The 16,259-nt window shown below is 43.3% G+C and carries 16 protein-coding genes; 9 read left to right on the top strand and 7 right to left on the bottom strand.

Going from position 1 to position 16,259, the window contains the following annotated elements; genetic code table 11:
* The first annotated feature begins 6 nt into the window (after nucleotides 1–6).
* Nucleotides 7–594, top strand: a complete 588-nt coding sequence (locus ACT3ID_RS16145; protein ID WP_491543089.1) for a hypothetical protein — start codon at nucleotides 7–9, stop codon at nucleotides 592–594.
* A 297-nt stretch (nucleotides 595–891) separates the two neighbouring features.
* On the opposite strand, the gene ACT3ID_RS16140 is transcribed toward ACT3ID_RS16145, so the two are convergent.
* Together ACT3ID_RS16140 and ACT3ID_RS16135 are read right to left on the bottom strand one after the other, a co-directional pair.
* Nucleotides 892–1,548, bottom strand: coding sequence for a sensor histidine kinase (locus ACT3ID_RS16140; protein ID WP_491543088.1), 657 nt, complete (start codon nucleotides 1,546–1,548; stop codon nucleotides 892–894).
* Between the two features lie 21 nt (nucleotides 1,549–1,569).
* Nucleotides 1,570–2,322 (bottom strand): hypothetical protein, encoded by a 753-nt coding sequence (locus ACT3ID_RS16135; protein ID WP_491543087.1) that lies wholly within the window; start codon nucleotides 2,320–2,322, stop codon nucleotides 1,570–1,572.
* A gap of 266 nt (nucleotides 2,323–2,588) precedes the next feature.
* Here ACT3ID_RS16135 and ACT3ID_RS16130 point away from each other — a divergent pair, with 266 nt between their 5' ends.
* Complete coding sequence (locus tag ACT3ID_RS16130; RefSeq protein WP_491543086.1) at nucleotides 2,589–4,061, top strand: SDR family oxidoreductase; 1,473 nt, start codon at nucleotides 2,589–2,591, stop codon at nucleotides 4,059–4,061.
* Nucleotides 4,062–4,119: 58 nt separating this feature from the next.
* Here ACT3ID_RS16130 and ACT3ID_RS16125 read toward each other — a convergent pair whose 3' ends face one another.
* The gene (locus ACT3ID_RS16125) at nucleotides 4,120–4,566 is read right to left on the bottom strand and encodes a 5' nucleotidase, NT5C type (protein WP_491543085.1); all 447 of its coding nucleotides are present in this window, start codon (nucleotides 4,564–4,566) and stop codon (nucleotides 4,120–4,122) included.
* Between the two features lie 14 nt (nucleotides 4,567–4,580).
* Nucleotides 4,581–5,609: a zinc-binding dehydrogenase gene (locus ACT3ID_RS16120; protein WP_491543084.1), complete on the bottom strand. Its 1,029-nt coding sequence runs from the start codon at nucleotides 5,607–5,609 to the stop codon at nucleotides 4,581–4,583.
* Nucleotides 5,610–6,442: 833 nt separating this feature from the next.
* Here ACT3ID_RS16120 and ACT3ID_RS16115 point away from each other — a divergent pair.
* Complete coding sequence (locus ACT3ID_RS16115) at nucleotides 6,443–7,639, top strand: CynX/NimT family MFS transporter (protein WP_491543083.1); 1,197 nt, start codon at nucleotides 6,443–6,445, stop codon at nucleotides 7,637–7,639.
* Nucleotides 7,640–7,772: 133 nt separating this feature from the next.
* Here the strand turns inward: ACT3ID_RS16115 and ACT3ID_RS16110 are convergent, their stop codons facing one another.
* Together ACT3ID_RS16110 and ACT3ID_RS16105 are read right to left on the bottom strand one after the other, a co-directional pair.
* Entirely contained in the window at nucleotides 7,773–8,009 is a 237-nt protein-coding gene (locus ACT3ID_RS16110; protein WP_491543082.1) for a YlcI/YnfO family protein, read from the bottom strand.
* Nucleotides 8,006–8,422 carry a putative toxin-antitoxin system toxin component, PIN family gene (locus tag ACT3ID_RS16105; RefSeq protein WP_491543081.1) on the bottom strand — a complete coding sequence of 139 codons (417 nt, stop codon included), beginning with the start codon at nucleotides 8,420–8,422 and terminating at the stop codon, nucleotides 8,006–8,008. The genes ACT3ID_RS16110 and ACT3ID_RS16105 overlap by 4 nt, the downstream gene beginning before the upstream one ends.
* Before the next feature lie 200 nt (nucleotides 8,423–8,622).
* Here ACT3ID_RS16105 and ACT3ID_RS16100 point away from each other — a divergent pair, with 200 nt between their 5' ends.
* The 6 genes from ACT3ID_RS16100 (at nucleotide 8,623) to ACT3ID_RS16075 (ending at nucleotide 13,641) form a co-directional block, all read left to right on the top strand.
* On the top strand, nucleotides 8,623–9,105 hold the full coding sequence (locus ACT3ID_RS16100; protein WP_491543080.1) for a hypothetical protein: 483 nt from the start codon (nucleotides 8,623–8,625) through the stop codon (nucleotides 9,103–9,105).
* Nucleotides 9,106–9,247: 142 nt separating this feature from the next.
* Nucleotides 9,248–9,937, top strand: coding sequence for a 5'-methylthioadenosine/S-adenosylhomocysteine nucleosidase (locus ACT3ID_RS16095; protein ID WP_491543079.1), 690 nt, complete (start codon nucleotides 9,248–9,250; stop codon nucleotides 9,935–9,937).
* Between the two features lie 108 nt (nucleotides 9,938–10,045).
* Nucleotides 10,046–11,248 (top strand): NAD(P)-dependent oxidoreductase, encoded by a 1,203-nt coding sequence (locus ACT3ID_RS16090; protein ID WP_491543078.1) that lies wholly within the window; start codon nucleotides 10,046–10,048, stop codon nucleotides 11,246–11,248.
* 211 nt (nucleotides 11,249–11,459) lie between these two features.
* Nucleotides 11,460–12,098 carry a cysteine hydrolase family protein gene (locus tag ACT3ID_RS16085; RefSeq protein WP_491543077.1) on the top strand — a complete coding sequence of 213 codons (639 nt, stop codon included), beginning with the start codon at nucleotides 11,460–11,462 and terminating at the stop codon, nucleotides 12,096–12,098.
* Nucleotides 12,099–12,330: 232 nt separating this feature from the next.
* Complete coding sequence (locus ACT3ID_RS16080; RefSeq protein ID WP_491543076.1) at nucleotides 12,331–12,921, top strand: hypothetical protein; 591 nt, start codon at nucleotides 12,331–12,333, stop codon at nucleotides 12,919–12,921.
* A gap of 330 nt (nucleotides 12,922–13,251) precedes the next feature.
* Complete coding sequence (locus ACT3ID_RS16075) at nucleotides 13,252–13,641, top strand: hypothetical protein (RefSeq protein WP_491543075.1); 390 nt, start codon at nucleotides 13,252–13,254, stop codon at nucleotides 13,639–13,641.
* 102 nt (nucleotides 13,642–13,743) lie between these two features.
* On the opposite strand, the gene katG is transcribed toward ACT3ID_RS16075, so the two are convergent.
* A complete protein-coding gene (gene katG, locus ACT3ID_RS16070; RefSeq protein WP_491543074.1) occupies nucleotides 13,744–15,984 on the bottom strand; it encodes a catalase/peroxidase HPI in 2,241 nt (746 codons plus the stop codon).
* Nucleotides 15,985–16,259 lie beyond the last annotated feature (275 nt).

The following is a 16,259-nucleotide window of genomic DNA, read 5'->3' as shown; positions in this document are numbered from 1 at the left end:
ACTTTCATGAAACGCAAGCGTCAGGATCTCATTTACATCTATGACAGTGAACGCCGGAAGATTATTATGATTGATGGAGAAACAGGGAAACGTGTGAAAGAAGAAGATGACCAGGTAACATCTTTCTTAAAATACTTACATGAAGAAGGACAAATTGTGCTCCTGCGTAAATTTGCAGTATGGTGTGCACGCCAAATCAACGACAAACTGAAACCTATCCAGAAAAAAATTCTGGATTTAGCAGAAGAAGCGATCAACCAGGAAGCTGACGAAGAAGCACTTCGAGAGTTATATGAAGAAACAGAAGGAGCTGCTGTAGCTACCGATACGGTAGGGCTTCGCCAAGACGATGAAAATGCACCGGCATATTTAGCGGCTCGCGAATGCATTAATCCCGATCCGCTGGAGGGTGCTATCCAGGCGGCCCGTTTCCACCGGCTATGGGCAGAAATGAAAGATAAAAAGGAGGACGATGAAGATGAGATGGATGATGTTGCTCTGAAAGAAATCAAAGCGGAAACAAGTAAATCTGCGATTCAAAAAGTTGAAGAACAGCAAACTAATTATCTGCTAGATATGATGAATAAGCAGTAATCTCTTACTTTTAAATCCCTTGGAAGAATGGTTTGAGATCAATGTAATATCATTAGCACGGGAATTAATTCCCGTGCTAATAATTATTTTTTGATCAACCAAATCCCTTATCCTGTCACTTCAAATGCAGTGAGAAATCTTGTTTTTAATAGATGAGTCAATAACCAAAATTTATCACCTACTGTTATTCCGGGAGGTGATAATTTAATTGCTTAACAATATACCGCCGTTACAACTTGTGACGGATGAACCGCTACTGACCCGGTTTATTAGAAAGAAATATTTACGAAGGTTGTCTTAATTAACAGGATCAGTAGAAAAAGTAAATCTAAAGGCCGCTCCCTTTCTCTCATCCAAAATTTCAGTTCGGGCATCAAGCTGGGCAGCAAAAGTGCTTATCAACATAGAGCCAAGCGAACCGGTGCCATTAAAATCAAAATCCTCCGCAGGAAGCCCAGGACCGTTGTCTGCAATTATCAGCTCGAGCTCACCATTTATTTTTTTTAAGCTAATTTCCAGCACCCCTTTTTCGCCCGGTTTAAAGGCGTGCTTAAAAGCATTAACCACCAGTTCATTCACCAGCAAACCGCACGGTACTACCTTGTCAATATTAATATCCACAGGTTCCATATCGAACTGTAAACTAACTGAATCATTCACACGATTAAACGTATAGTGAATTGCCTCAACAAGCTCCTTTAGATAGCTGTCTAGAGGGACAGCCGAAAGCGAATCAGTTTGATACAGTTTATCATGGATAGTTGCCATAGAGTGTATCCGCGACTGGCTGTCCTGTAAAACCCGCCGGGCCTCTTCATCTCGTGTAGTATCAATCTGTAATCCAATTAATCCAGAAATAATATTGAGATTATTTTTTACCCGGTGATGAATCTCTTTTAAAAGAATCTCTTTTTCATCCAAAGTGTGCTGAAGCTTTCTTGTTTTTTTATCCACCTGGCGCCGTAGCATAACAATCTAACCACCGACCAATAATATTACTATCCCCAGTCCCCCCATTGCTAAATGCCAATAGAAACGGGGGAATCCAGTATACTGCAAATCATCGGGCGAACGCAGTATAACTTTATAAGTTCTTTGCTCAGGAAAATTAGGATTGAACTCTCCTATCACGCCCTTGCCATAAACCTGGTCTCCGATGCTTAACACATCAAAATCAAACTCATCATATCGTGTATGGAAGTTTGTCACATACAGCATGATTGAAGAACGAGAAGTATCCGTAGGGGCCACACGCAGATACTTTCCGTTATAAATCGTTCCCTTTTCTATAACAAATCCCTCTCCTTCTACCAGCATCCCAATATATTGGCTGGGATTTTCTATCGCTTTATCTAACGGTTTGGGTGCGGGTTCTTCAGCAGCATCAGGAAATACCTGATATCTGCTAACTTCAAGCTCCGCCATACCTTTATAGTTCTGGATTTTACCAGTAACAACAAGACTGTCACCCGGTTTGATAGGCTTTGGAGTATCCATCGCAAAAATAGACATGCCCGCTGAATCGTTTTGCACGAAAGATTGCAGGTAGTGCTCATGAAGAACACCTGTTTCCACATTAGCTATACCAGTAATGGTAACTTCTTCACCCAAAAAATCGAGCGTATTATCTTGATCGGCATCGGTACGAATCTTTGAAAATGTCCAAACTGTATCAGGCTGGGGCTGCGCCGATATATTTTCAACCACACCTAAAAGAAATAGGCTCATAACCGACAACAACAGATAAAATAATAGCCAGCGAGTTGCCTGCCCAGAATGATTAGTCCCCATTATAACTCCTGCGTCTTAACCGAAAGCGATTTTGACCAGTAAATAAAGAAAATTTAACTTCCCAAGCTACTTTTTAAGACAAAAATTTACATATAAGCAATGGCACCAGGATAAACTCCTTCAGTCAAAATTTCTTTTTTACCCGAACTTTTTAAGCCGCATCTGATGTTCTACTTTGCAGTTATTCTAATCTTTATAAATATATGGCCAAGAATTTACGTTGCCTGGTTACAGGTGCCACGGGTTATATAGGCGGACGTTTAGTACCGCACTTGCTTAATAAAGGATACCAGGTACGCGTTCTGTCGCGAGATAACTCGCGCCTGCAGGGCCGATCCTGGGTTGACGATGTTGAAGCTATTGAAGCCGATGTGCTTGAACCTGATACGCTATCCAATGCACTTAAAGATATTGATGTTGCCTATTATTTAATCCATAGCATGAGCGGCAGCAGCAATTCGGGTTTTCAGCAACGGGATATCCAAGCCGCCAAAAATTTTGGAGCAGTAGCACAAATAAATAATGTGGATCGCATCATCTATTTGGGTGGGCTCGGAAACCCTGAGGATAAGCTATCTGAACACCTTTCATCACGACAACAAACCGGAGAGATACTTCGACAGTCGGGAGTATCTGTAACAGAATTCCGGGCAGCAATAGTAGTCGGATCCGGGAGCAAATCATTCGAGATGATTCGTTATCTGACTGATCGCCTGCCTGTTATGATATGCCCAAGTTGGGTATACAGCAAAGTACAACCCATTGCTATAGGCGATGTCCTGAATTATTTAGTTTCTGCTATTGAAAAACCCGAAAGTAAAAATGAAATCATCGAAATCGGTGGCAGCAGTGTCATTTCTTATGCCGATATGATGCGTATTTATGCTCGAATTAACGGGCTCAACCGAATTCTCATACCAGTACCTGTACTCTCTCCTGCCCTCTCCTCTCATTGGGTGCATTGGATGACTCCTATTCCCGCATCACTGGCACGACCACTCATAGAAGGACTCAAAAATGACGTTGTAGTCCGAGACAATAAAGCCGAAAAGCTGTTTCCGGAAATTAAACCCATATCATATAACAAGGCTGTAGAACTCGCTATCGCCCGAATTGAAACTGAAGATGTCGAAACTACCTGGAACGACTCGCTGAGTAGCAGCAAGGGTGATGAACAGCCGGTTGTCCTGAAAACAAAACAGGGCATGAACATTGAGCAGCGAATCCGCAATGTAAATGCATCGAAGCATTATGTATTTAGCACATTTACCAGCCTCGGCGGTGATAAAGGATGGCTAACTTATGGATGGGCCTGGAAACTGCGGGGCATAATTGATCGAATGGCGGGTGGAGTCGGATTCCGCCGCGGACGTCGTCACCCCCAGGAGTTACGGGTTGGGGATGCTATCGATTTTTGGCGGGTGGAGGCTGTAAAAGCTGACTCTCTTTTACGTCTTCGGGCCGAGATGAAGGTACCCGGTCGCGCCTGGCTTGAATTTCAGGCCATCGAAAAAGATAATCAGCAAACAAAATTGGTACAAACTGCTTATTTCGCTCCAAAAGGGCTGATGGGATTGCTTTATTGGTATGGATTGTATCCAATTCACGCACTTATATTTTCTAGTATGATCGATCATATAGCCAAAGAAGCCGAACAGCAAGATGACAAATCATAATGTGTCATCCGATCTGCAACTGGATCTCCCTGAACCTTCTAAAAAATTACCCCTACCTTCATTCGATCAAATAATCTAGTACTGCCCCCCAGTCGGTAAAAGGCTCATGACCAAAATAGATATGCTTACCCTCAAATTCCGCAGCACCATTAGCTGTACGATCATCTATTAAATAATCGCCTTTATTGAGATGCTTATTGTGAGATAATATCAGGCGCTTATAGGCCACCTCGGGCAGATGTTCTTGCACCCATAATAACTTATCGATCCATGCAGAAGGATTCTGCCACGGCGCGGTTGATAAAATATAGGTATTGTAGTGCTGACTTAGCTGACAGAATCCATCGATGGCCCCGTCAATGGGCGGCAGATCGGCAAAAAATCCCGGAACTTCATCGATATCTCCTTTATACTTTTTACGAACTTCTTCGGATAGCTGATCGATCCCCCCGGGAAAATCGACCAGTACGTTATCCATATCTACATACACAATCTTCTTACTCATCGTCTGACGTAATGCTACTTATTAGGAGTTAGAATAACCTTACCGATATTTTGGCGCTCTTCAATATACCGGTGAGCAGCAGCAATTTCATCAAACGTAAAGGTCCGGTCCACATGCGGATTTATCCAGCCTTCCCGGACACCATCAAGAATTTCATCAATCCAGATCTGGCCTTTTTCCCGTTCATGCCATAGATGACCAATATTAGTACCAAATACTCCGCGATTTTTATCCAAAAGTGGCAACGGATGAAAAATGGGCATCTGTACCACCGTTATAAGTAAATTCCAAAATCTTTTGATGCCTCCTGCCCCTTGGCTAGCTGATGAAATCCCAAACATTCCCAGCCGCCCGGTAGACCGCAGTGCCTTATAACTGCGTTTCCATTCTTTGCCGCCAAGTGGATCAATAATCAATTCAACACCTTTCCCATTTGTCAAATCCATCAGTACCTCATACCAGTCATTGTTTCGATAATCTATTGCATAATCCAACCCTCTTTTATTCAGGAAATCGTGCTTTCGTCGGCTGGACGTGCCATAGATCGTTGCTCCAATATGTTTTGCAATATCCAGCGCTGCAATACCAACTCCTCCACCCACATTATGAATGAGAATGGATTCGTACGGCTGTAGATTGCCCATCACACGAATCAAGATGTGAGCAGTCATATAATTGACGGGAATAGCAGCAGCTTCAACAAAAGATAGATTCGGAGGCTTTTTGAACACCTGGTCCGGCGGCACAGCTACCTGCTCGGCCTGTCCATTAAAACGGGTGTAGCTTACTACTTCTTTTCCCATCCAGTCTTCGTTCACATCCTGTCCAACATCCATTACTACTCCGGATACTTCATAGCCAACCACACATGGCTTGTCCGGTGCATCGGGATACATGCCCTTGCGCGCCAGGATATCAGCAAAATTGAGCCCCGAGGCTTTTACATCGATAACCAGCTCATTCGCTTTGGGCGCTAAATCCGGAACCTCCTGCAGTTCTAATACATCATAGCCACCGTCTGCTTTATTTACGATCTGGATCATATTTTTGGCTTACTTAAATTGTATAGTTCTTAAGTCTTTAACAATGCATCCTTTTCAGATTTTAGAAACTGCAGCTTGCTAGCTTCTTCTAACAATGTAATAAGATCTGTATCAAAAATTTACTTGGCAGTAATTCGTGATGTGAGTCTGCCGAGGGGCGGGCTTTAAAATCTTACTGTGATAAGCGTGCACCTTATCACACATTAATAGTTTCAAGTGTGGACACTTGAAACAACTAGTGAGGGTTACATGGGGAAGGTCGGCTTATTTATCAGAATGACAAATTTAATTAGGAGTAGAATCACCTTTTGTCATCACCAGTGGCTAAGCAATAAAAAGTGTAGGATTTCCAAGAAATTCCAATTCAATTCGAGTAGAATAAACAGCACAAAATTTTAAGATGGTTACTATCGCCCAAAGATGAATCAGTGGACTAAGAATGTTTTACAAAACTCACTTAATTGAGCTTGGTTCAGTTTAGCCTCTTCAAAAAATGCTTGTGACTTTATTTTTTTCGATGTCATTTTGACCGGAATCCACCCACTGGCCCTGTGGAATCCTTCGATTAACGGAGGGCCACAGTGTGGCATTCCACGGGGCTGGCGGATGGAGCGAAGAAATCTATCCTGGCAACCTTTTCATAAAGGATACATAAGATAATTACCCGAATAAATCAGGTACTGATACTAGTTTAAAATTACAGTTTATATTCAAGTGCTAAAAATTAATCTTCATCTGACTATTTGGAAGTTTTAATCCAACAAACCTCATGATTCCCGGCAGCAGTTTTGTATCTTTGGCTCGCTTTAAAAATAACTTTCTGAACTTCTGTAATGGCGGCATCATCACCGTTTGAAGAAAATTCGAGACTCAAAAATTTCCTGCTGATTACCGGCATCGTTCTCATCGCTCTGAATCTGCGTCCCGCTTTGGCGGGAGTGGGACCGCTGGTAAGTACTATCCGCGAATCCACGGGGCTTTCGAATGCAATGCTGGGACTGCTTACCACCTTGCCCCTGATTGCCTTCGGCGTTCTCTCAACGCTGACTCCTCTTTTTTCGCGCCGGCTCGGGATTGAGGGGACTCTTGCTCTGGCTATGGGATTATTAACGGGCGGTATTTTACTGCGCGTTATCCCCTCCAACCTGGCACTCTTTGGTGGTACACTGCTGCTGGGAATCGCCATAGCATTTGGTAACGTTTTGCTGCCCAGCCTGGTCAAACGTGACTTCCCGAATCACAGTGGAATTATGACGAGCGTGTATTCAAGCATGCTCGGCATCGGAGCTACTGTTGCAGCTGGTGTAAGTGTTCCTTTGGCACACGATCTGGGATGGGGCTGGCGCTGGTCGCTGGGATCATGGGCTGCTCTGTCCGCCCTGGCACTGATCATATGGCTGCCGCAGCTGAAAGATCTTACCCTGCCTCGGCACGACCGTAGTTTTGTACAATCATTAAAAGATCTCGGAAGCTCCAAAACGGCCTGGCAGGTCGCCTTATTTATGGGATTACAATCCTTCGCTTTTTACGTGGTACTGGCATGGCTTCCCGAAATTCTGCAGGATCGAGGCCTTACGCCCAACGCTGCCGGCTGGATGCTCTCGCTCTCACAAGCTACAGGGGTCGTAGGTACCTTATTGATTCCAACCTGGGCCGAAAAGCTGGATGATCAGCGCGGGCTCGTCTGGCTGCTGATGATCTGTGAAGCCGTGAGCCTGGTGGGACTTATGTTTGAGGATCCGTTTCTGGTATGGCTGTGGGTCTCGCTGATAGGTCTGGCGCTGGGGGGCAGTTTCGGTCTATCACTGCTTTTTATCGTACTTCGTTCAACCGATTCCGAAACAGCTACCGAGCTTTCAGGAATGTCGCAATCGGTCGGATATCTGCTTGCCGCCATTGGCCCCACCTTTTTTGGCGCCATGCACGACTGGACCCAGGCTTGGTTTGTCCCTCTGCTGTTTCTGCTGATTATCGTAGGAGCAAAACTCATCTTTGGACTGGGCGCCGGCAAGCCGCAGGAAGTGAAGTAGTAACTCTGCCACTCTTTCATCGTCAACTCACCTGTCAATAAAAGCCGTGGGGATTTCTGATATATTTACCAAACTTGTGATAACATTTTATGCAGAAGGACTTGTTGCGATAATTATAGATTAGCACCACAAGTTAGAGTTTGTCTCTTTCGTCAGGTTCATTATCGGGGACCTTGGATAATACCTTTTCAAATTTTTCTCGTGAGCCTAACTCCCCTCTTTCTTTTAGGTATTCTACTGTCATTAAAGCAGACAGTTTTTCCGAAACAGCAGAATTTATTAGCTGATTCATAGATACGCCTTCTTTTTTGGCCAGCTCTTTTATCTTTTCATGCATCGAGTCGGGTAGCCGTACACTTAACGTGCTCATAATTCTCCGATTTTAATTAAAAATTGCTTGGGTGTTATTGCTTTCAGGTCAAACTGCTCAATACCTTTAAAGTCATCAAGATTATAGGTAATGATATAATCACAACCTGCTTCAACAGCCAATTCCAGTATCATATCATCTTTGGAATTTTTCAAAAAAGGTCGCCAAAGAAAAAAGATATCACGCTTGTCAGCTACTTTGCATAGGTAGTTTAATAAATCATCAATATCGGTATCAATCAGATGTTCAAACTTTTTCCTTTTGCATACCGCTTCATACTCAATCAGTAAGGGTACGGAAAGACTGATACCAAATTTTCCGGTTCCAATTAAACTGATCAATCTAAAGGAGGCTCCTCGGTTCGAGCGAAGAGCTGAAATTAGGACATTGGTATCAATAACAACGTTAATCATAATGTGGTATTATATGCAATACCAAAATAATATCAAAAATTTGTGAGCTACCCCTCCGCATTAAGCGGGCAGTCCTCACTCCTTCGGGTGAACTGTTCGGAGGACAAGCGCCGAACTGGCTTTTTAGCTCTTCGTTCATTATTTAATAAAAGTATTTGTTCCCTGCATACTTGAAGTGCAATGTCGTAGTATCCTTATCTATGATTCGACAATTCAGTCTATTCATTTTCTTTTGTATTTCTATTATCGGATGTCAGGACTCGGTCAATATTATCGAGGATCCCAACGAACCTTATCATAAAATACACATTGATGGTGAGGTACAGTTTCATGGAGAAATATCATGGTCTGCTCCCGATGACTCATTAGATACAACCATAGAAGTAGAAAATATAGGTACTGACACTGCAAGAATTGAAGCAGGTCCTTGTAGTTTCAATGTTGTTGCTTACAATGATAACGGAGAAGCTGTTTGGTATAATAGAGCGCAAAAAAACTATGTCTGTCCAGACAAGATGATTATCTATGTAATTGAACCAGAAGTGACCAAAGAACTTACCGATCAAATCTATATTAGCGGGACAAATTTGTACTGGGATATTCCTGCCGGTGACTGGAATTTTGTAATAGAGACTAAAACGGAAAATGGAAAATCAATTTCATTTAGTGCCAATTCACAATAAAGATTAATTGTAGTCATAATACATTCATTAAGCAATCGATGGGATTCAACTCCGTAAAAACTCTTTTTCTTTACATTCGCTCTCATTCACATAGAGAGCATTTATAGATATAGATCTTAGTCAACCTCAATCCACGAAGAATATGCAAACACTTCTAATTATCCCTCAGAGCAATGAGTTTGACTATTTTATTGATGGCTTGCTCCGGGAGGGTTGCCGGGTTGATGATGCAACATTTGGATCTATCAAAGGGGTAATAATAAGCGAACTGGAGATCTCCATTGCAACAGGCGGTCATGGGAAAGCTCAGTTTGCTGCCCAGACACAGCACTTGATCGCTCATCACCCCGGCGATATTGACCTTATTATCTGTGCCGGCGCCTCAGGTGCATTGACAGAGCAGGTTTCATTGGGTGATGTTATTGTAGGCACAAAAACCATTGAACATGATTACAAACTGCGTTTTGTTGAAAAACCACTGCCCGCACATAGTGGGGATCCGCAAGTCATCAGTCAATTGCGAGATATAGCCCAAAATTATCAGTTCCCATTCAATATCCATTTTGGTAAAATCGCCAGCGGCGATGAAGACATTATTGATCCTGAAGATGCCAGGGCTCTACATACAAAAACAGATGCTCTTTGTGTTGCCTGGGAAGGGAGTGGTGGTGCCCGTGCTGCGGAACTGAGTGAACTTCCATTTCTGGAAGTTCGGGCAATTACGGACAGTGCTGACGGTTCAGCATCTGAAGATTTTCAAAAGAATTTAGGGAAAGCAATTCCCAATATATCTTCAATGTTAGTACGCTGGTTGCGTGACAGAACATCATAGTTTTAGGCAGTGAGGTGTTGCTTCAGCAGTTTACAAATCGTATGATACAACAGCCCGTTAATGAGTTTGACTGATCCAATATTTTACCTTCAATTAATCAGTAAAAATATGACTGTTTTTGTTGCCGACAAACTGCCTCAGCAAGCCATCGACGAACTAAAACAACTAGGCGTAGATGTGCATTTTGATCCATCAGCCAAAAGTAGTGACTTGGAAGATGGTATGGATGATGTAGATATCCTAATTGTACGATCTACTGTCGTCAGTGAAAAGTGTATTAAAAACAGTCCACGCCTTATGCTGATCATTCGCGCCGGTGCCGGCGTAAATACCATCGACATCGAAGCGGCCAGTAATGCAGGGATTTATGTGGCCAACTGCCCCGGCCAAAACTCTATTGCCGTTGCGGAACTCACGATGGGTTTAATACTATCGCTTGACCGGTACATTGCCGATAATGTCATCGATTTTAGAAATGGATTCTGGAACAAAACGGAGTACAGCCAGGCAGAAGGGCTGTTCGGCAAAACCCTCGGCGTTGTTGGTGTGGGACAGATCGGGCAGGAGGTGATAGAACGAGCCAAAGCATTTGGGCTAAATATCGTAGCGTGGTCTCGCTCACTGACTCCTGAAATTGCTGAAAAAATGGATATCGACTATGCTGACAGTGTCGAAGAAGTTGCCAAACAGAGCGATATACTTTCCGTACATCTGGCCATAACGCCCGAAACAAAGGGTATAATCTCCAAGAAAGTGCTCTCTTCTCTTAAAGATGGCGCCTTTTTCATAAATACGGCCCGGGCAGGCGTAGTTGATGAAGATGCTTTATATGAAGAATTAAAGTCGGGACGTATCAAGGCAGGTCTGGATGTATTCAGCGATGAGCCGGAATACAAGCAAGGGGAAGTTAGCAGCCGGTTTCAGGAACTGGAGAATGTATATTTGAGTCATCATATCGGGGCAAGCACAAAACAAGCGCAACTTTCAGTAGCTTCCGATGCCGTAGATATCGTTCGCGGATATTTACGCGAGGGAAAAGTCAGAAACTGGCTGAACCGCTGTGAGCAAACAGAAGCGCCCTGGAAACTTGTTGTTCGTCATTTCGACAAGCCGGGCGTAATAGCTAATGTTATGAATGAACTGAAGGTGGCCGACATCAATGCTCAAGAGCTTGAAAATGTTATTTTCGAAGGCAAGAAAACAGCCTGCTGCACAATACAGCTGGATGCCAAGCCATCCGAGGAAACATTCAATAACATTCGAACTCGTCAAGACGAGGTAATCAGTGCAATGTTGATAGAAAATAAATAATACAGCGCGCTCTGATCATTCTAAGCAACCGCTTTAACAGCAAAAGTGAAACCTACAAAAATATTGGACGTCAAGTCGCTGCAGTCAGCATAATCAAAATCATTGGCCTTCTAAACAACCTGAAAAAAGAGGGCTGTTCTGAAGTTGCGGCTCTGGATCTTAAGGAATTAGAACTACCGCACTAACTTAGATCGTCAAGTGAATATTTGATATGGATCAATATACAAAACCTATCTGGTCGAGTTCTGTACTACTGACCATTGACATGCAGGAAGATTTCAGCCATGAGAATTCTCCCTCATATGTTGATGGGACCGAAAAAGTCATACCGAAGATTTTAAAGCTTATCCAATATTATCGCAACCAACATTGGCCTATAGTTCATATTGTAAGGTTATATCGTCGCGACGGATCCAATGTTGATATCTGCCGACGAAAATCAGTGGAAGACGGTAACCACATTGTGGCTCCCAATTCACAAGGGGCAGAACTTGTGAGTGAATTAAAACCCAGTAGCTCTGTCCGGTTAGATGAAGAACAACTGTTACAATCAAAACCTCAAAAGTTGGCGGAACAGGAATGGGTCATCTATAAACCACGCTGGGGCGCTTTTTACAAGACGGGATTAGATGATTTTTTAAAAGAACTACATGCTTCAACGGTTGTGGTTTCGGGATGTAATTTTCCCAACTGTCCGCGCACAACGATCTATGAAGCAAGTGAAAGAGATTACAGAACAGTGCTTGTAAAAGATGCGGTTTCTGGTCTGTATCCAAGAGGAGAAAAAGAGCTTCGGGATATAGGTGTTGCTGTCTGTGAAACCAGTGGAATAATTACTAATTCAGAATAGCTACAGTCATACTTTCCAGTTTGACTCAGCACGCAATATCGAGAGTTTTTCCTGATCAAGACCTATTTCAGTAATTCTTTTCTGTAATGTTATAATTTCCCGTTCGTGTTAATCCGTGGAATAGAAGATTCTTCCGCTCCTTGCCTCATCGGTTTTAAATCAGTAAGCTTCAAAACATTCGTACTGCACACTATAATTATAAGCTAGGTGATCCACATCAAATTATATTCCCATGTTATTTACCAAGAGCTCTTATTCCGACTTTCCGTGGAAACTTCTGACTGTTGAAGCTGTCCTTGTAGTTTTGAGCGTTCTGTTGGCACTGGCGCTCAACAGCTGGCGGGAAGCCCGTGCTCACCAGGATGTGGCAGAACGTGCTTTACAAGAAGTAGTTGATGAAGTTGAGTCAAACTGCTCACGAATTATAAATTACCACGACTATCATCAAGCTGTTGCAAATGGTGAAAAAGAACCTGCCGGAATCCAAAGCGGATTTCTTCGTAACGACGCTTGGGATGTTGCCAAAACTACCGGTGCCGCTTCATATCTTGATCATGAACTTGTAGCCCAAATCGGAGAAATCAATGCCCATCAAAGCGACCATCGATCCATTGTACAAGCTTATTTGCAAGCCCTTTTCACTATTGGACTCCAGCTTGAGCAACCGGAAGAAATGCATCAGGAAGGAGAACGGGGTGTAATCCGTGAACTCGTTCGCATTCAAAAAAGTTTGCTGGAAAATTATCAGAGTTTGCTGCTACTTATTAATGAACATTACGGCGACTCTTTTGATACAAACGATATTTGCAAAGAGGAGGAATAAATCTCGCGAATATTGAAACATATCGGCTGTAAACTCTAGTCTGGAAGTGCAAAATATTTTGACTCCATCTATTCTATCCTTTTAATGAAACGAACGTCCTATTTATAAGTGGGAGATAGAGGTTGAATCACAGAGATAAGTTACTACTTTCGTTATGTAATCAAATTCATCTTCATAGTTCTTTAACACGCTGCGTTCCTCATACGGAAATTTAGTATAATCCTATTACCGTTTATTGGATTCGAATCCATAAAACCTGCATTCGACATATTGCCAATATGACATTAATATTTTATTCAATACCAATTCTTTCTCTAAAGAATGAGGATTATGACAGTATATAAACAACCTCCGACTACGTTTGCAGAACTGATACAGCCACTCCCAAAGGAAATACAAACCATCGCTTCTTGGCTTCGAAAAAAGATCAAAGAAATACTACCGGAAATCGATGAAAACATAAGTGGTGGCCAAAAAATGGGGATGGCATTATATAGTCATGGAAGTCCTAATAATGTAATTTGTGGATTTCAGCCTACTGAAAGTATGTGCAAGCTTTTTTTCCACGGTTGGAAGATTTTACAGGAAAGAGGCTTCAAACTTGAGGGCTCTGGCAAAAATGCCAGACACATCAAATTGTGGTCAGAATCTGAATATCAATCTGAAGCAGATGAAATAGAAGAAATGCTGAATATTGTAAAGAAAAAATTAATACAATGAATCCAACCGGCCTTACTGTCGATAGATTTTCAGATCTAAATAAAAAAGGCAGCCCCGAAATTAATTGAGGCTGCCTTTTTAAATTGTGAGGTTTTTGAGTATTTAATCCAGATCGAAGCGATCCAAGGTCATCACCTTGGTCCATGCATCCACAAAGTCCTTCACGAACTTTTCTTCAGCATCGTCGAATGCGTAGACTTCAGCTTGTGCCCGCAACTCTGAATTCGAGCCGAAGATAAGATCTGCACGGGTAGCAGTCCACTTTGTTTCGTCTGTATCGCGATCACGTCCTTCGAAGACAAGCTTTTCATCTGACTTTGGCTCCCAGGTTGTACTCATATCCATCAGGTTGACAAAGAAGTCATTGGACAGAACACCCGGATTATCAGTCAAGACACCATGATCAGACTGATCGTAGTTGGTATCGAGCACGCGCATGCCACCGAGCAGCACCGTCATTTCAGGAGCTGTCAGCGTAAGCAGCTGTGCCTTGTCTACCAGCATCTCTTCCACGGTATCATTCCGATCGGTGTTATAGTAGTTACGGAAAGCATCCGCATCCGGCTCCAGCCATTCAAACGATTCCACACCTGTTTGCTCCTGAGTGGCATCAGTGCGACCCGGCGTAAAGGGTACGGTCACATCATAACCAGCTTTTTCTGCCGCCTTCTCGATAGCAGCAGAACCACCCAGAACGATCAGATCGGCAAGAGAAACTTTTTTACTGCCGGATTGTGCATCATTGAATGTTTCCTGTATACCTTCGAGCGTCTCCAGCACGTTAGCCAGCTGCTCAGGATTATTTACTTCCCAATCCTTCTGCGGTGCCAGGCGTATACGCGCGCCGTTTGCACCACCTCGTTTATCGGAATTACGATATGTTGATGCTGATGCCCATGCCGTAGATACCAATTCAGAAACAGTCAAATCGGTTTCCAGTATCTCTTCTTTCAACTGGGCGATATCCTCATCATTAATCAGTTCATGATCAACTTCGGGGATCGGATCCTGCCAGATGAGATCTTCTTCGGGGACTTCCGGACCAAGGTACCGCGACTTGGGTCCCATGTCCCGGTGGACAAGCTTAAACCAGGCACGGGCAAAAGCGTCGTGAAACTCATCCGGATCCTCATAAAAACGTTTTGAGATCTTTCGGTATTCGGGATCTTTCTTCAGAGCAAGATCCGTTGTCAGCATCATAGGAGCATTTTTCTTTGACGGATCGTGTGCATCCGGTACGGTACCTTCTCCTGCACCATCCTTGGGCTCCCATTGCCACTTACCAGCAGGACTCTTGGTCAGCTCCCATTCATATTCAAATAAGTTTTCAAAAAAGCCTGTATCCCATTCGATCGGTTGATTGGTCCATGCGCCTTCAAGTCCACTGGTTATTGTATCCGGACCTTTACCAGTACCGTGTGTATTCTCCCAGCCAAGTCCTTGTTGCTCGATAGGAGCTGCCTCAGGATCGGGTCCATTGTGGTCTTCGGGAGCAGCACCGTGAACTTTTCCAAACGTGTGTCCACCGGCAATAAGCGCAACTGTTTCCTCATCATTCATCGCCATGCGTTTAAACGTCTGACGAATAAAATCCGCAGCTTTTTGAGGGTCCGGCTCACCGTTGGGCCCTTCGGGATTTACATAAATCAGCCCCATATGGTCGGCGGCAAGAGGTCCCTGGAGATTTCCTTCCTCGTCGTGACGTTCATCTGCCAGCCACTCTTCTTCAGATCCCCAGTTAATATCTTTCTCGGGCTCCCAGATATCTTCTCGTCCGCCTCCAAAACCGAAAGTTTCGCATCCCATCGATTCCAGCGCGCAGTTTCCGGCCAGGATCATCAGATCTGCCCAGGAAAGTTTCCTGCCATATTTTTTCTTGACCGGCCAGAGTAAACGGCGTGCCTTATCCAGACTCACATTATCAGGCCAGCTGTTTAGCGGGGCAAACCGCTGATTACCGGTACTTCCACCTCCTCGGCCATCGGCAACACGATATGTACCTGCACTGTGCCATGCCATTCGGATGAAGAGCGGTCCGTAGTGCCCCCAGTCGGCCGGCCACCAGTCTTGTGATGTTGTCATCACCTCTTCGATGTCTGCCTTCACAGCATCAAGATCAAGTTTCTCAAACTCCTCAGCATAATCGAAATCCTCATTCATCGGGTTAGACAAAGAAGAATGCTGGTGAAGAATATCCAGATCCAGCTTGTTCGGCCACCAATCACGATTCTTGGTGCCGCCACCGGCAGTTTCTTTTAATTCACCATTATGAAATGGACATTTACTAATCCCATTACTCTTTTCTTCACTATTTGGTGCTGTCTCTTTTTTTTCGGTATCCATGACTACAACTATTTTATTATTTTCTTTTAAGCTGTACTGAACATACTAAATTCATTTAATAATATTTATTACTCTTCTATAGAAAATAATTATAGCCTGTATTTCATTTATTTATGACAAGAGAGAACGGAATAAATGCACCCCCAAGAAAAAGGTTGAATACAGGAAAAGCTGAATAAATAAGCATCTCCTCGAGTAAAGAATACATCCACAGATGAACAATCTTAATTTCAATAGTTCAGGTAGGCTATACAACCATATAGTCGGTTCTGCTT

The sequence above is a fragment of the Fodinibius sp. GM108 genome (genome assembly GCF_058386985.1).
The sequence above is the reverse complement of the archived record's forward strand: the minus strand, read 5'-3'. Positions and strand labels throughout refer to the sequence as shown.

Bases quoted from the DNA above. Each gene is read 5' to 3' on its own strand.
- ACT3ID_RS16105 (WP_491543081.1), bottom strand. From the start codon at position 8,422: ATGATTAACGTTGTTATTGATACCAATGTCCTAATTTCAGCTCTTCGC.
- ACT3ID_RS16120 (WP_491543084.1), bottom strand. From the start codon at position 5,609: ATGATCCAGATCGTAAATAAAGCAGACGGTGGCTATGATGTATTAGAA.
- katG (WP_491543074.1), bottom strand. From the start codon at position 15,984: ATGGATACCGAAAAAAAAGAGACAGCACCAAATAGTGAAGAAAAGAGT.
- ACT3ID_RS16130 (WP_491543086.1), top strand. From the start codon at position 2,589: ATGGCCAAGAATTTACGTTGCCTGGTTACAGGTGCCACGGGTTATATA.
- ACT3ID_RS16095 (WP_491543079.1), top strand. From the start codon at position 9,248: ATGCAAACACTTCTAATTATCCCTCAGAGCAATGAGTTTGACTATTTT.
- ACT3ID_RS16115 (WP_491543083.1), top strand. From the start codon at position 6,443: ATGGCGGCATCATCACCGTTTGAAGAAAATTCGAGACTCAAAAATTTC.
- ACT3ID_RS16090 (WP_491543078.1), top strand. From the start codon at position 10,046: ATGACTGTTTTTGTTGCCGACAAACTGCCTCAGCAAGCCATCGACGAA.
- ACT3ID_RS16080 (WP_491543076.1), top strand. From the start codon at position 12,331: ATGTTATTTACCAAGAGCTCTTATTCCGACTTTCCGTGGAAACTTCTG.
- ACT3ID_RS16145 (WP_491543089.1), top strand. From the start codon at position 7: ATGAAACGCAAGCGTCAGGATCTCATTTACATCTATGACAGTGAACGC.
- ACT3ID_RS16125 (WP_491543085.1), bottom strand. From the start codon at position 4,566: ATGAGTAAGAAGATTGTGTATGTAGATATGGATAACGTACTGGTCGAT.
- ACT3ID_RS16085 (WP_491543077.1), top strand. From the start codon at position 11,460: ATGGATCAATATACAAAACCTATCTGGTCGAGTTCTGTACTACTGACC.
- ACT3ID_RS16100 (WP_491543080.1), top strand. From the start codon at position 8,623: ATGATTCGACAATTCAGTCTATTCATTTTCTTTTGTATTTCTATTATC.
- ACT3ID_RS16135 (WP_491543087.1), bottom strand. From the start codon at position 2,322: ATGAGCCTATTTCTTTTAGGTGTGGTTGAAAATATATCGGCGCAGCCC.
- ACT3ID_RS16075 (WP_491543075.1), top strand. From the start codon at position 13,252: ATGACAGTATATAAACAACCTCCGACTACGTTTGCAGAACTGATACAG.
- ACT3ID_RS16110 (WP_491543082.1), bottom strand. From the start codon at position 8,009: ATGAGCACGTTAAGTGTACGGCTACCCGACTCGATGCATGAAAAGATA.